At 71.0% G+C, this 13,088-nt stretch carries 13 protein-coding genes; 9 read left to right on the top strand and 4 right to left on the bottom strand.

Going from position 1 to position 13,088, the window contains the following annotated elements; genetic code table 11:
* Window positions 1-81 precede the first annotated feature (81 nt).
* Both hpt and H7I41_RS29420 read left to right on the top strand, forming a co-directional pair.
* On the top strand, window positions 82-663 hold the full coding sequence (gene hpt, locus H7I41_RS29415) for a hypoxanthine phosphoribosyltransferase (protein ID WP_372503826.1): 582 nt from the start codon (window positions 82-84) through the stop codon (window positions 661-663).
* 3 nt (window positions 664-666) lie between these two features.
* On the top strand, window positions 667-2,886 hold the full coding sequence (locus tag H7I41_RS29420) for a molybdopterin-dependent oxidoreductase (RefSeq protein WP_264016186.1): 2,220 nt from the start codon (window positions 667-669) through the stop codon (window positions 2,884-2,886).
* Here the strand turns inward: H7I41_RS29420 and H7I41_RS29425 are convergent.
* Genes H7I41_RS29425 through H7I41_RS29440 form a run of 4 tightly spaced genes read right to left on the bottom strand, consistent with a single transcriptional unit; the run spans window position 2,883 to window position 6,802 of the window.
* On the bottom strand, window positions 2,883-3,611 hold the full coding sequence (locus H7I41_RS29425; protein ID WP_264016187.1) for an SIMPL domain-containing protein: 729 nt from the start codon (window positions 3,609-3,611) through the stop codon (window positions 2,883-2,885). The two genes, H7I41_RS29420 and H7I41_RS29425, sit on opposite strands and share 4 nt — an antisense overlap.
* 16 nt (window positions 3,612-3,627) lie before the next feature.
* On the bottom strand, window positions 3,628-4,644 hold the full coding sequence (locus H7I41_RS29430; protein ID WP_264016188.1) for a zinc-binding dehydrogenase: 1,017 nt from the start codon (window positions 4,642-4,644) through the stop codon (window positions 3,628-3,630).
* The gene (locus tag H7I41_RS29435) at window positions 4,644-5,831 is read right to left on the bottom strand and encodes an LLM class flavin-dependent oxidoreductase (RefSeq protein WP_264016189.1); all 1,188 of its coding nucleotides are present in this window, start codon (window positions 5,829-5,831) and stop codon (window positions 4,644-4,646) included. The genes H7I41_RS29430 and H7I41_RS29435 overlap by 1 nt, the downstream gene beginning before the upstream one ends.
* A complete protein-coding gene (locus H7I41_RS29440; RefSeq protein WP_264016190.1) occupies window positions 5,828-6,802 on the bottom strand; it encodes an alpha/beta fold hydrolase in 975 nt (324 codons plus the stop codon). Before H7I41_RS29440 ends, H7I41_RS29435 begins: the two co-directional genes overlap by 4 nt.
* 188 nt (window positions 6,803-6,990) lie before the next feature.
* Between H7I41_RS29440 and ftsH the strand changes: the two genes are divergently transcribed.
* The 7 genes from ftsH to H7I41_RS29475 all read left to right on the top strand — a co-directional run.
* Window positions 6,991-9,318, top strand: a complete 2,328-nt coding sequence (gene ftsH, locus H7I41_RS29445) for an ATP-dependent zinc metalloprotease FtsH (RefSeq protein WP_264016191.1) — start codon at window positions 6,991-6,993, stop codon at window positions 9,316-9,318.
* A gap of 26 nt (window positions 9,319-9,344) precedes the next feature.
* A complete protein-coding gene (folE, locus tag H7I41_RS29450; protein ID WP_264016192.1) occupies window positions 9,345-9,947 on the top strand; it encodes a GTP cyclohydrolase I FolE in 603 nt (200 codons plus the stop codon).
* A gap of 50 nt (window positions 9,948-9,997) precedes the next feature.
* Window positions 9,998-10,801: a dihydropteroate synthase gene (folP, locus tag H7I41_RS29455; protein WP_264016202.1), complete on the top strand. Its 804-nt coding sequence runs from the start codon at window positions 9,998-10,000 to the stop codon at window positions 10,799-10,801.
* Window positions 10,794-11,174: a dihydroneopterin aldolase gene (gene folB, locus H7I41_RS29460; RefSeq protein ID WP_264016193.1), complete on the top strand. Its 381-nt coding sequence runs from the start codon at window positions 10,794-10,796 to the stop codon at window positions 11,172-11,174. The genes folP and folB overlap by 8 nt, the downstream gene beginning before the upstream one ends.
* A 31-nt stretch (window positions 11,175-11,205) precedes the next feature.
* A complete protein-coding gene (gene folK / locus H7I41_RS29465) occupies window positions 11,206-11,730 on the top strand; it encodes a 2-amino-4-hydroxy-6-hydroxymethyldihydropteridine diphosphokinase (RefSeq protein ID WP_264016194.1) in 525 nt (174 codons plus the stop codon).
* On the top strand, window positions 11,730-12,209 hold the full coding sequence (locus H7I41_RS29470; RefSeq protein WP_264016195.1) for a DUF3180 domain-containing protein: 480 nt from the start codon (window positions 11,730-11,732) through the stop codon (window positions 12,207-12,209). Before folK ends, H7I41_RS29470 begins: the two co-directional genes overlap by 1 nt.
* Window positions 12,210-12,286: 77 nt before the next feature.
* The coding region (locus H7I41_RS29475; protein ID WP_372503827.1) for a DUF6779 domain-containing protein at window positions 12,287-13,088 on the top strand (802 nt) is incomplete at its 3' end.

The raw sequence follows: 13,088 nt of genomic DNA on the forward strand, positions 1-13,088 counted from the left end.
AGCGGCCGGAACGCGAAACCGTCCTGCCTTTTCGACGACCTCGCGGTGGTCGGACGGGTGCGGACGTGGCACGCTGTGGACGTGTCTGCGCAATCAGCCGAGTTGTATCCCGGGGACATCAAGTCGGTGCTGCTGTCCGAACAGCAGATCCAGGAGCGCACGGCCGAACTCGGCGCGCTGATCGCCGAGAAGTACCGCGACCACATCGGCCCCGACGGGCAGGACCTGCTACTGGTGACGGTGCTCAAGGGCGCGGTCATGTTCGTCACCGACCTGGCCCGTTCGATCCCGCTGCCCACCCAGCTGGAATTCATGGCCGTGAGCTCCTACGGCTCGTCGACGTCGTCGTCGGGCGTGGTCCGCATTCTCAAGGACCTCGACCGCGACATCAACGACCGTGACGTGCTGATCGTCGAGGACATCGTCGACTCCGGGCTGACGCTGTCGTGGCTGCTGCGCAACCTGGCCCAGCGCAGGCCGCGGTCCCTCAACGTGTGCACGCTGCTGCGCAAGCCCGACGCCGTGCGCGCCGACGTCGAGATGGCCTACGTCGGCTTCGACATCCCGAACGAGTTCGTGGTCGGCTACGGCCTGGACTACGCCGAGCGGTACCGCGACCTGCCCTACATCGGCACGCTGGACCCGAAGGTCTACGAGGGGTAGACGATGACCGGCACCGCGCTCCGGATCTGCCCGCTGTGCGAGGCCACCTGTGGACTGACACTGACCGTCGACGACGGCGCCGTCACCGCCGCCCGCGGCGACCGCGCCGACGTGTTCAGCGCCGGCTACCTGTGCCCGAAGGGCGCCGGCTTCCCCGAACTCGACAACGACCCCGACCGGCTCACCGCACCGCTGGTGCGACGCGACGGCGAACTGGTGGAGACCACCTGGGCCGGGGCGTTCGCGGTGGTTGCCGACCGGCTGGGCGCGGTGCTGCGTGAGCACGGCGGCCCGTCGGTCGCGGTGTACTTCGGCAACCCGAGCGCGCACAGCATCGCGGGCGCGCTCTACGTCCCGCTGCTCGTCAAGGCGCTCGGCACCCGGCAGGTGTACTCGGCGAGCACGCTCGACCAGATGCCCAAGCACGTCTCGGTCGGCCACCTGTTCGGCAATCCGATCGCCTTCCCGGTGCCCGACCTCGACCGCACCGACCACCTGGTGATCATCGGCGCGAACCCGTTGGTCTCCAACGGAAGTGTCACCACCGCAGCCGATTTCGGCGGCAAGCTGAAGGCGCTGCGCAAGCGCGGCGGAACGCTGACCGTCATCGACCCGGCGCGCACCCGCACCGCCGAACTCGCTGACCGCCACCTCGCCCCGCGGCCGGGCACCGACGCCGCGCTGCTGATGGCCGTGGTGCACGTGCTGTTCGACGAGCAGCTGGCCACGCCCGAACCCGCCGGCCTCGTCGCCGGCGTCGACCAGGTCCGTGCGCTGGCCGCCGACTTCGCACCGGAGGCCGTCGCCGCGCACTGCGGTGTGGCCGCCGAAGAGATCCGTGCGCTGGCCCGCGACATCGCCGCCGCGCCGAGCGCCGCCGTGTACGGCCGCCTCGGCACCTCGACCGTCGAATTCGGCACCCTCGCCAGCTGGCTCGTCGACGTGATCAACATCCTCACCGGCAACCTCGACCGGCCCGGCGGCGTGATGTTCCCGCAGTCGCCGGTGTCCTCGGCGCCGCGGCCGCACCGGCCGGGCCGCGGCTTCCGCACCGGCCGCTGGCACAGCCGGGTGTCCGGGCATCCCGAGGCGCTGTCCGAACTGCCCGCCATCGCGCTGGCCGAGGAGATCGAGACGCCCGGCGACGGCCAGGTGCGGGCGCTGATCACCGTGGCGGGCAACCCCGTGCTGTCCGCACCCGACGGCGACCGGCTGAGCCGCGCCCTCGACGGCGTCGGCTTCATGCTGAGCGTCGACCCGTACCTCAACGAGACCACCCGGCACGCCGATGTGATCCTGCCGCCACCGCCGCCGTCGCGGACCGCCCACTTCGACGTCGCGCTGAACAACCTGGCGGTCCGCAACACCGCGCGGTACTCGCCGCCCGCGCTGCCGCTGCCCGACGGCAGGCCCGGCGAAGTCGAGATCGTGGCCCGGCTGGCGCTGATCCTCTACGGGATGGCGCCAGACGGCGACCCCGGACTCGTCGACGACCAGGTGATCGCGACCACGCTGGGCAGGGAGACAGCCGACCCCGACTCACCCGTCGCCGGCCGCGACGCCGCCGAGCTGACCGCGATGCTGACACCCGGCCCCGGTTACGAACGTCGGCTCGACATGATGCTGCGGCTCGGCCCCTACGGCGACGCGTTCGGCGCCCGCCCCGACGGGCTGACGCTCGACCGGCTCAGGGCCAACCCGCACGGCATCGACCTCGGGCCACTGCGGCCGCGGCTGACCGAGGTGCTGCGCACGCCGTCGGGCAAGGTCGAACTCGCACCCGAGCCATTCGCCGCCGACGTCGGCCGGCTGCTGGACTCGCTGCAACGCCGCGAAGCGGACTTCGTCCTGATCGGCCGCAGGCACCTGCGCTCCAACAACAGCTGGATGCACAACCTGCCCGCGCTCGCCGGCGGCACCAACCGCTGCACGCTGCAGATCCACCCGGCCGACGCCGCCGCACTCGGGCTCACCGGCTCCGCGGTGATCAAGGGGCCCGGCGGCGAGGTGGAGGCGCCGGTCGAGATGTTCGACGGATTGCGCCGCGGCGTGGTGTCGCTACCGCACGGCTGGGGTCACGACGTGCTCGGCACCCGGCTGGCCGTCGCCGCCGTGCGCCCGGGCGTCAACGTCAACCGGCTCAACGACGGTGCGGTGCTCGACCCGCTCTCGGGCACCGCGGTGCTCAACGGCATCCCCGTCGACATCAGTCCTGCGGGTTAGGACAGCTCCCACACCACGGTCACCGTGAAGCCGACGGACTGCTGACCCGGCTCCAGCGGCACCGACTCCATGGCCGCGCGCGGCGCCTGCATCGGCACCGGTGGCGTCTCGCCGGCGACCTCGGAGATCGAGACGACGTCGCCGAGACCGAGTCCCGAGAGGTCGGCGTACTGCTCGGCGCGGCTCCTTGCGTCCTCGAACGCCCGCGCCCGCGCGTCGCGGATGAACTGCGAGTCGTCCTCGATCGAGTAGTTCACCGAGTTGATCCGCGCGGCGTCGCCGCCGGTGCTGACGATCAGCGCCAGCGCCTGCGACGCCGCGCCGAGGTCGCGGATCTTGACGTCGAGCGAGTTGCTGGCCCGGTAGCCGGCGATGTCGACGCTGTCCGGGCCGAACTGCGGCTGCAGGCTGACCTGCGTGGTGTTGATGTCCTTGCGCTCGATGCCCGCGTCGACGAGGGCGTTGATGACAGCCTGCTGCCGGTCGCTGGACTGGTTCATCGCACTGGTGACGTCGGGCGCGATGAACTCCATGGAGACGTTGGCGGTCAACAGGTCCGGGGTGCCCTGCACCTGCCCGGCGCCGACCACGGTGACCTGACGGGAGTCGGTGTTCGCCGCTGCGGCGGGGCCCGCCGTGGCGTCGCAGGCCGACAGCGTTCCGACGGTCAGCGCGGCGGCGGCGAGGGTGGTCAACAGGGTCTTCGCGCGCACGGCGATCGGCATGCCTGGCACCCTACCGTCAGGGTGTCACCAGGATCTTGCAGTGCTGGTCGGGGTGCGCCAGGTCGTCGAACGCGGCGCCGACCGCGTCGAGCGCCACCTCGCCGGTGATCAGCGGGGCCACGTCGATGGCGCCTTCGGCGATGGCGCGCAGGGATTCCGCGAACTCGGCGGGGTCGTAGGCGAACACGAACTGGATGGCGATCTCCTTGGCGGCGGCGAAGAACGGCAGCACGGTGTCGGCCTCCATGCACACCCCGGCGACCACCAGCCGTGTCCGGGCCGGGGCGCGGCGCAGCACGTCGTTGATGATGCCCGGGGCGCCGACGGCCTCGAACACCACCGCGGGTGCGACGGTGTCGAACGGCGACTCCTGCGCCGGGTCAACCGTCCGGTGCGCCCCGACGGTCTGGGCGAGCTCGCGGCGCTTCGCCGAGAAGTCCGATGCGACAATCTGTTCCACGCCCCGATGGCGCAGGGCCGCGATGATCGCCACGCCGATCGGGCCGCAGCCCACCACCAGCGCCGCCTCGCCCGGGGCGATCGCCGACCTGTTCACCGCGTGCAGCCCGACCGCCACCGGCTCGGTGAGCGCGGCGTGCCGCGGGTCGAGCCCGTTGGGCACCGGGAGCAGCAGGGGCGCCGAGAGAAGCATGCGTTCGGCGTAGCCGCCGATCGTGGTGTTGGAGGAGAAGATCGGCTCGACACCGTTGCCGGACAACAGCACCGGGACCGACGTCACGACGGTGCCGGGAGCCGGTGCGTCGGTGTCCGGGCCCGCCTCGAGCACCTCGGCGCTGAACTCGTGGCCCAGGAACACGTCGGCGGACAGGTCGAGCGGCGCACCGCCAAGCGGCGCGCCCTGCAGCTGGGCGCCCAACTCCAGCACGGTGGCGCCGTGCTGCGCGAAATGCAGGTCGGAGCCGCAGATTCCGCACGCCTTGACCGCGACGAGCACCTGTCCCGGGCCGGGCACTGGGTCGGCGACGTCGTCGCGCAGCACCATGCGGCCGTCGCGCAGCACCGACGCCCGCATCAGCTCTTGGCCTGCATCTCGTCGGTGTGCGCGGTGATGGCGTTCACGATGGCCTGTCCGGCGCTGCCGAGAAGTTGGTCGCGCATGCCCTTCGCCCACTCGTGCGATGCCTGCGGCGCGGTCAGCTGTCCCTTGAAGTGCGGCATCACCTTACGGGCGAACAACTCGTAGGAGTGGTGGGTCGCCTGCGGGTCGGCCCAGTCGTGGCCCAGCAGCAGCAGTGTGCCGAAGCCGCCGGACTGTTCGAGCAGGCCGGTGATGTAGGCGATGGCGTCGTCGGGGGTGCCGATGCAGCAGTTGCCTCCCGCGGCGTATTCGGCGACGAACTCGCGCGGGGTCTGCTGCTCGCCGTCGACGGTGTTGGAGAGCGGGACGAAGCCCGCGGCGCCGAAGTAGTTCGCGAAGTCCTGCAGCCCGTAGGTGCAGTCCTCGATGGCCTGCTCGCGGGTGTCGGCGAGGTGGAAGATGCCAAGCACCCGCCAGCCCGACCGGTCGGGGGTCTCGCGGCCTGCCTTGGCCGCCTGCTCGGTGACCACACCCCAGGTGTTCTCGAGCGCGGCGAAACCGCCGGGCACCGACATCGACAGCGACAGCAGCGATGTGCCGTGCTGGCCGGCCAGCCGCGGACCCGACGGCGACACCATCGCCGCGGTGGAGATCTCGGGGTAGGGCCAGGTGTAGGGACGGATGTGCAATTGGGCGTCGCGCAGCGTGAACCAGTCGGTCTCGCGGGTGACGCGCTCGTCGGGCCCGGCGCGGAACAGCGCGAGGATTGCCTCGAGTGACTCCTGCATCATCCGGCGCTGGTCCACCGGGTCGATGCCCATCATGTAGGCGTCCGACGGCAGAGCGCCCGGCCCGGTGCCGAACACCACCCGGCCGCGGGTCATGTGGTCGAGCAGCACCCAGCGGTCGGCGACCATCAGCGGGTGGTGGTAGGGCAGCGACACCACGCCGGTGCCGAGCCGGATGTGCTTGGTGCGCTCGGCCGCCGCGGCGATGAACACTTCCGGGCAGGCGATCAGCTCGTAGCCGCCGGAGTGGTGCTCGCCGAACCACACCTCGTCGTAGCCGAGCCGGTCCAGCGCGACAGTGCGCTCAAGGTCGTACTCGAGGGCGACGGTGGGGGACTGGCCGACCGGGTGGAACGGCGTGATGAAGACGCCGAAGTTCAGGGGACGGTTCATGGCAGACCTCCGAGGAATTCGAGCAGGGCGGCGTTGACCTCGTCGGCGCGTTCCTGCTGCACCCAGTGGCCTGCGCCGTCGATGAGGATCTCGCGGAACGGACCGGTGACCACGTCACCGATGCGGTCGCGGGGGGTGAAGGACAGCACCGGGTCGGCGGTGCCCGCGATGAACAGGGTCGGCACCCCGATCGTTCTCGCCGGGGTGTCGGCGGTCAGTTCCCAGTTGCGGTCGAAGTTGCGGTACCAGTTCAGGCCGCCGGTGAATCCGGTGCGGGTGAACTCCGCGACGTAGTGCTCGATCTCCTCCTCGCTGATCCACGCCGGGACGCCGTCCGGCTCGGGTATGCGGTCGAGGAAGCCCCGCTGGTCGGGTGTCGCCATGTCGACCAGGGCGGTCGCATCGGCCGGGTTCTTCAGCCCGCCCAGCATGCGCCGTATCGTCCGGCCCGGATCCTCGTTCAACTCGGTGTCCGCCGGGCCGACGTCCTGGAAGTACAGGATGTAGAAGAAGTTGTCGGCGAAGATCCTGCGCCATATCTGGGTGGGCGGTCCCGAGGAGCGCGGTACCGGCGGCGCGCTCATGGTCACCACGGCGGACACCCGGTCCGGGTGCAGCAGCGCGGTGTTGCTGACCACCGGGGAGCCCCAGTCGTGGCCGACGAACACCGCGGTGTCGGCGCCGACGTCGTCGAGCAGTCCGATCAGGTCGCCGCTGAGATGGACGACGTGGTAGTCCTGCACGTCCGCCGGGCGCGACGACCCGCCGTACCCGCGTTGATCGGGCGCCAGCACGTGGTAACCCGCTTCGGCCAGCACCGGGATCTGACGGCGCCAGGAGTAGGCCAGTTCCGGGAAGCCGTGCGCCAGCACCACGACCGGGGCGCCGCGCTCACCGGCCTCCGTCACCCGCAGCCGGACTCCGTTGGTGTCGACGAGACGTTCGGCCGGGGTGGTTGCGTCGGTGCCCACCGGCTCACCCAAGCACACGGGCGGCGGGCAGCGGAAGGCTTCTGGCGACGTGTGTAGCCAGAACTCCCGCGAAGTCACCCGTCGGCCGTCGGGAACTTCCGCACGTTGGTCTAGCGGTAGCCTGAAGTGATCCCAGCTGCGCGTATCGGAAGGACCTGGCCGACAGACTCATCGCTGGCCGAAAAATGATGAACCGGAAAAATGTGATCCGCACGCTGACCGTGATCGCGGTCGTGCTGCTGCTGGGCTGGTCGTTCTTCTACTTCAGCGACGACACCCGCGGCTACAAACCCGTCGACACGTCGGTGGCGATCGCCCAGATCAACGAGGGCAACGTCAACAGCGCGCAGATCGACGACCGCGAACAGCAGCTGCGACTCGACCTCAAGAGCGGCAAGGGCGAGACCGAGGACAGCGACAAGGTCATCACCAAGTACCCCACCGGGTACGGGGTGACGGTCTTCGAGGCGCTGCAGGGCAAGAACGTCAAGATCAATACGGTGGTGAACCAGGGCAGCGTGCTCGGCTCGCTGCTCATCTACATGCTGCCGCTGCTGCTGCTCGTCGGCCTGTTCGTGATGTTCTCCCGCATGCAGAGCGGCGGGCGGATGGGCTTCGGGTTCGGCAAGTCGAAGGCCAAGCAGCTCGGCAAGGACATGCCGACCACCACGTTCGCCGACGTCGCAGGCGTCGACGAGGCGGTCGAGGAGCTCTACGAGATCAAGGACTTCCTGCAGAACCCCAGCCGCTACCAGGCGCTCGGCGCCAAGATCCCCAAGGGCGTGCTGCTCTACGGCCCCCCGGGCACCGGCAAGACGCTGCTGGCCCGCGCCGTCGCCGGCGAGGCCGGAGTGCCGTTCTTCACGATCTCCGGCTCCGACTTCGTCGAGATGTTCGTCGGTGTCGGCGCCTCCCGGGTGCGCGACATGTTCGAGCAGGCCAAGCAGAACAGCCCCTGCATCATCTTCGTCGACGAGATCGACGCGGTCGGCCGCCAGCGCGGCGCCGGCATGGGTGGCGGCCACGACGAGCGCGAGCAGACGCTGAACCAGCTGCTGGTCGAGATGGACGGCTTCGGCGAACGCGCCGGGGTGATCCTGATCGCCGCCACCAACCGGCCCGACATCCTCGACCCGGCGCTGCTGCGGCCCGGTCGCTTCGACCGCCAGATCCCGGTGTCCAACCCCGACATCGCCGGGCGACGCGCCGTGCTCAAGGTGCACTCGGCGGGCAAGCCGATCGCTCCCGACGCCGACCTCGACGGGCTGGCCAAGCGCACCGTCGGGATGTCCGGTGCCGACCTGGCCAACGTGATCAACGAGGCGGCGCTGCTGACCGCCCGCGAGAACGGCACCGTGATCACCGGCGCCGCGCTCGAGGAGGCCGTCGACCGCGTCGTCGGCGGGCCGCGCCGCAAGGGCCGCATCATCAGCGAGCACGAGAAGAAGATCACCGCCTACCACGAGGGCGGACACACCCTCGCGGCGTGGGCGATGCCCGACATCGAGCCGATCTACAAGGTCACGATCCTCGCCCGCGGGCGCACCGGCGGACACGCCGTTGCGGTCCCCGAGGACGACAAGGGCCTGATGACGCGGTCGGAGATGATCGCCCGCCTGGTGTTCGCGATGGGCGGACGTGCCGCGGAGGAACTGGTGTTCCGCGAGCCGACCACCGGCGCGGTCTCCGACATCGAGCAGGCCACCAAGATCGCCCGCGCGATGGTCACCGAGTACGGCATGAGCTCCAAGCTGGGCGCCGTGCGCTACGGCACCGAGCACGGCGACCCGTTCCTCGGCCGCACGATGGGCACGCAGGCCGACTACAGCCACGAGGTCGCGCAGATCATCGACGACGAGGTGCGCAAGCTCATCGAGGCCGCGCACACCGAGGCGTGGGAGATCCTCACCGAGTACCGCGACGTGCTCGACACCCTCGCCGGTGAGCTCCTGGAGAAGGAGACGCTGCACCGGGCCGAGCTCGAGGCGATCTTCGGTGATGTCAAGAAGCGGCCGCGGCTGACCATGTTCGACGACTTCGGGGGCCGGGTGCCGTCCGACAAGCCGCCGATCAAGACTCCCGGCGAACTCGCGATCGAGCGGGGTGAGCCCTGGCCCCCGCCCGTCAAGGAGCCGGCCTTCAAGGCGGCGATCGCCGCGGCGTCCAAGGCCGCCGAGGAGGCGGCCGCGAAGAACGGCGGCAACGCGGCGGGCACCAATGGTGCCGGTGGCAACGGTGTACCGGCGAACGGTGCTGCGACGCAACCGAATTACGGTGCGCCCGCCGGCTGGCACGCACCCGGCTGGCCGCCGGGCGGTCCGCCGGGAAGCCAGCCGCAGGGCCACTGGTATCCGCCGCCGCCCCACCCGTCGGGCTGGCCGGAGGCCTATCCGCCGGCGTACCCGCCGCCGTACCCGAACTACCCGCCGCCCGGGCAGGCCGGCCCACAGGCGAGTGGCCCCGAGGACCAGCAGGCGCGTGACGCCGGCCGGCCCAATCCACCGACCCAGAACTGACGACAACTTCACAACGGGAGGCCCCGATGACGCGGTCGCACAACTCGACGGCCACCGGCGTCGAATTCGATGAGGAGCGCGCCGTAGCCGCGGTCCGGGAACTGCTGATCGCGATCGGGGAGGACCCCGACCGGCACGGCCTGGCCGAGACCCCGGCTCGGGTGGCGCGCGCGTACCGGGAGATGTTCGCCGGATTGCACACCAACCCCGACGACGTGCTGAACACCACGTTCGACGAGCAGCACGACGAGATGGTGCTGGTCAAGGACATTCCGATGTACTCGACGTGCGAGCACCACCTGGTCGCCTTCCACGGGGTGGCCCACGTCGGTTACATCCCCGGTGAGGACGGCCGGGTGACCGGGCTGTCGAAGCTGGCCCGCGTCGTCGACCTGTACGCCAAGCGGCCGCAGGTACAGGAACGGCTCACCACCCAGATCGCCGACGCCCTGATGCGCAAACTCGACCCGCGCGGTGCCATCGTCGTGATCGAGGCCGAACACCTCTGCATGGCGATGCGCGGCATCCGCAAGCCCGGCGCCGTCACCACCACCTCGGCGGTGCGCGGACAGTTCAAGACCGACAAGGCATCTCGCGCCGAGGCGCTGGATCTCATCCTGCGCAAGTGAGTTCACCCGGCCTTCCGGTCCCGGTCCCCGGCGGGACGCACGTACAGGTGATGGGTGTCGTCAACGTCACCGACGACTCCTTCTCCGACGGCGGCCTGTTCCTCGATCGCGAGCGGGCCGTCGAGCACGGGTTGGCGCTGGCCGCCGAGGGTGCGGCGATCGTCGACGTCGGGGGTGAGTCGACCCGCCCGGGCGCCACCCGTGTCGACCCGGAGGTCGAGGCCGGCCGGGTACTGCCGGTGATCGACGGCCTTGTCGCCCAGGGCATCACGGTCAGCATCGACACCATGCACGCGAAGGTGGCCGGGCTCGCGCTGGAGCACGGAGCGCGGATCGTCAACGACGTGTCCGGCGGCCGGGCCGACCCGGACATGGCGCCGCTGATCGCGCAGGCCGGGGTGCCGTGGGTGTTGATGCACTGGCGGTCGGTGCACGCGCAGCGGCCACACGAGGTGCCGCCGTACGGCGACGTGGTCGCCGCGGTCCGCGCCGAGCTGCTCTCCGCCGTCGACGCCGCCGTCGCCGCCGGGGTGGACCCCGCGAAGCTGGTCATCGACCCCGGCCTCGGGTTCGCCAAGACCGCGCAACACAATTGGGCGCTGCTGCGCGCGCTGCCCGAGTTCGTCGCGACCGGGATCCCGGTGCTGGTCGGCGCGTCGCGCAAGCGGTTCCTGGGCACCCTGTTGGCCGGCGCCGACGGGGAACCGCGACCGCCGGACGGGCGGGAGACCGCCACCGCCGTGGTGTCCGCACTGGCCGGGCTGCACGGCGCGTGGGGGGTGCGGGTGCACGACGTGCGTGCCTCGGTCGATGCGTTGAAGGTGCTGCAGGCCTGGACGGAGCGGGATGACTGATCGAATCGAACTGCGCGGCTTGACTCTTCGCGGTAACCACGGTGTCTACGACCACGAACGGCAGGACGGCCAGGACTTCGTGGTCGACATCACCGTCTGGATGGACCTGGCGGCCGCCGCGGCGAGCGACGACCTCGCCGACACCCTGGACTACGGCGGCCTGGCGCAGCGCGCCGCCGACATCGTCTCCGGGCCGCCCCGCAACCTGATCGAGACGGTGGCCGCCGAGATCGCCGACGACGTGATGGCCGACGAGCGCATCCACGCCGTCGAGGTGGTGGTTCACAAGCCGTCGGCGCCGATCCCGCTGACGTTCGACGACGTGGCGGTGGTGGCCAGGCGGTCGCGGCGGGCGGGACGGGGTACGCCGTGAGGGTCAGCGAGGAGCCGGAGGCGGATCGCGCATGAGCACAGTCGTCTTGTCGATCGGATCGAACCTCGGCGACCGGCTGGGGCGGCTGCAGTCGGTGGTCGACGGGCTCGGCGACGCGGTCCGCGCGGTGTCGCCGGTGTACGAGACCGAGGCGTGGGGCGGTGTCGAGCAGGGGCCGTTCCTCAATGCGGTGCTGGTCGCCGACGACCCCGCCCTCGACGGACACGGCTGGCTGCGCCGCGGTCAGCAGCTCGAAGAGGCGGCAGGCCGCGTCCGCGGTCAGCGCTGGGGGCCGCGCACCCTCGACGTGGACCTGGTCACCTGCCATGACGGTGACACCGAGGTGACGTCGCGCGACGACGGGCTGACGCTGCCGCATCCGCTGGCGCACCTGCGGGCGTTCGTGCTGATCCCCTGGCTGGCGGTGGATCCGGAGGCGACGCTGACGGTGTCGGGCGAGAAGCGGCCGGTGGCGCGGCTGCTCGCGGAGATCGACCCGGCCGAGCGCGACGGGGTGGCGCTGACGGAGTTCGTGCTGCACACCGGTACCGCCTGATGGGGCCGACCCGGCTACGGGACCTCGCCGTCGCCGCGCTGGTGGCCGCGGTGGCCGGTTACCTCGCGGCGGTGCTCGGTTATCCCCGGTATTTCCCTCCGGTCACCGTGTGGAGCGGGCTGTCGTTGCTCGCTGTGGCCATCGCCGTCGGGGCGTGGGCGTTCTACGTGCGGGCCAAGATCGGCGAGGGCGAGATCGGCGACGGGCCGGGCTGGCTGCACCCGCTGGCCGTCGCCCGCTCGGTGACCATCGCCAAGGCGTCGGCCTGGGTGGGAGCGCTGGTCACGGGATGGTGGGTCGGCATCCTGGTGAATGTGCTCCCGCAACGCGGAGTGCTGCGGGCGGCGGACGACGACACCGCCGGAATCTCGGTCGCCGCGGTGAGCGCGCTGGCACTCGCCGTCGCCGGGTTGTGGCTGCAGCATTGCTGCAAGTCTCCGCAGGAGCCACCGGACAACGGCGACAACGCACCCGGCTGACATCTCGCCCACGACGACGCGCCGAATCGCCGTAGAGGTCGACACGCTGAGTGACCTGTGGCGGGTACAGTCGCCCCATGACCGTTCTGTCCCGCGGCGCGCGCACCCGGCGCGGCGGCCGCAGGCCGGGGTGGGTGCTGTTGACGGTGTTGCTGGTGCTCGCCATTCTGGCGAGTTCGGCGCTGGTTTTCACCAATCGGGTCGAACTGCTGAAGCTCGCCGTGATCCTCGCGCTCTGGGCGGCCGTCGCGGCCGCATTCGTCTCGGTCATCTACCGCAGGCAGAGCGACGCCGACCAGGCGAAGGCCCGCGACCTCAAACTCGTCTACGACCTGCAGCTCGATCGGGAGATCTCGGCACGCCGCGAATACGAGCTGACGGTCGAGACGCAGCTGCGCCGTGAACTCGCGTCGGAGCTGCGCGCGCAGTCCGCCGACGAGGTCGCCGCGCTGCGCGCCGAACTGGCGGCGCTGCGGACCAATCTGGAGATCCTGTTCGACACCGACCTCAACCACCGGCCCGCGATCGAGGGTGAGCGCACCACGGTGCGCGCCTTCGCGGACTGGGCCCGCGATTCGGAGACCACCGGGCGGGTCTCCGACTTCCCGCTCTCCTTCGACGACGACGCCGACGACCGCGACCCGCGCACCGAGGAGAGCCCGATCATCGACGTGCCGGCCGAGCCGCAGCCGCCCGAGCCGGACTGGGCACCGCCGCCACCAGGAGGCGCGCACCGTCGGCCCTCAGAGACCGAGTCGGTCAACGGCCGCCGTCATCGGCCGGACGACACCCGTGGACCGCGTCGTCGCGCCGAGGGGATGCCACCGCCGCCGCCCCCGCAGAGCCCGCGCGAGGCGGCGCAGCGGTGGGCGTCACCGC

Origin of the sequence: [Mycobacterium] manitobense (assembly GCF_025821665.1) — a bacterium.
GTDB classification, from domain to species: Bacteria; Actinomycetota; Actinomycetes; order Mycobacteriales; family Mycobacteriaceae; genus Mycobacterium; species Mycobacterium arseniciresistens.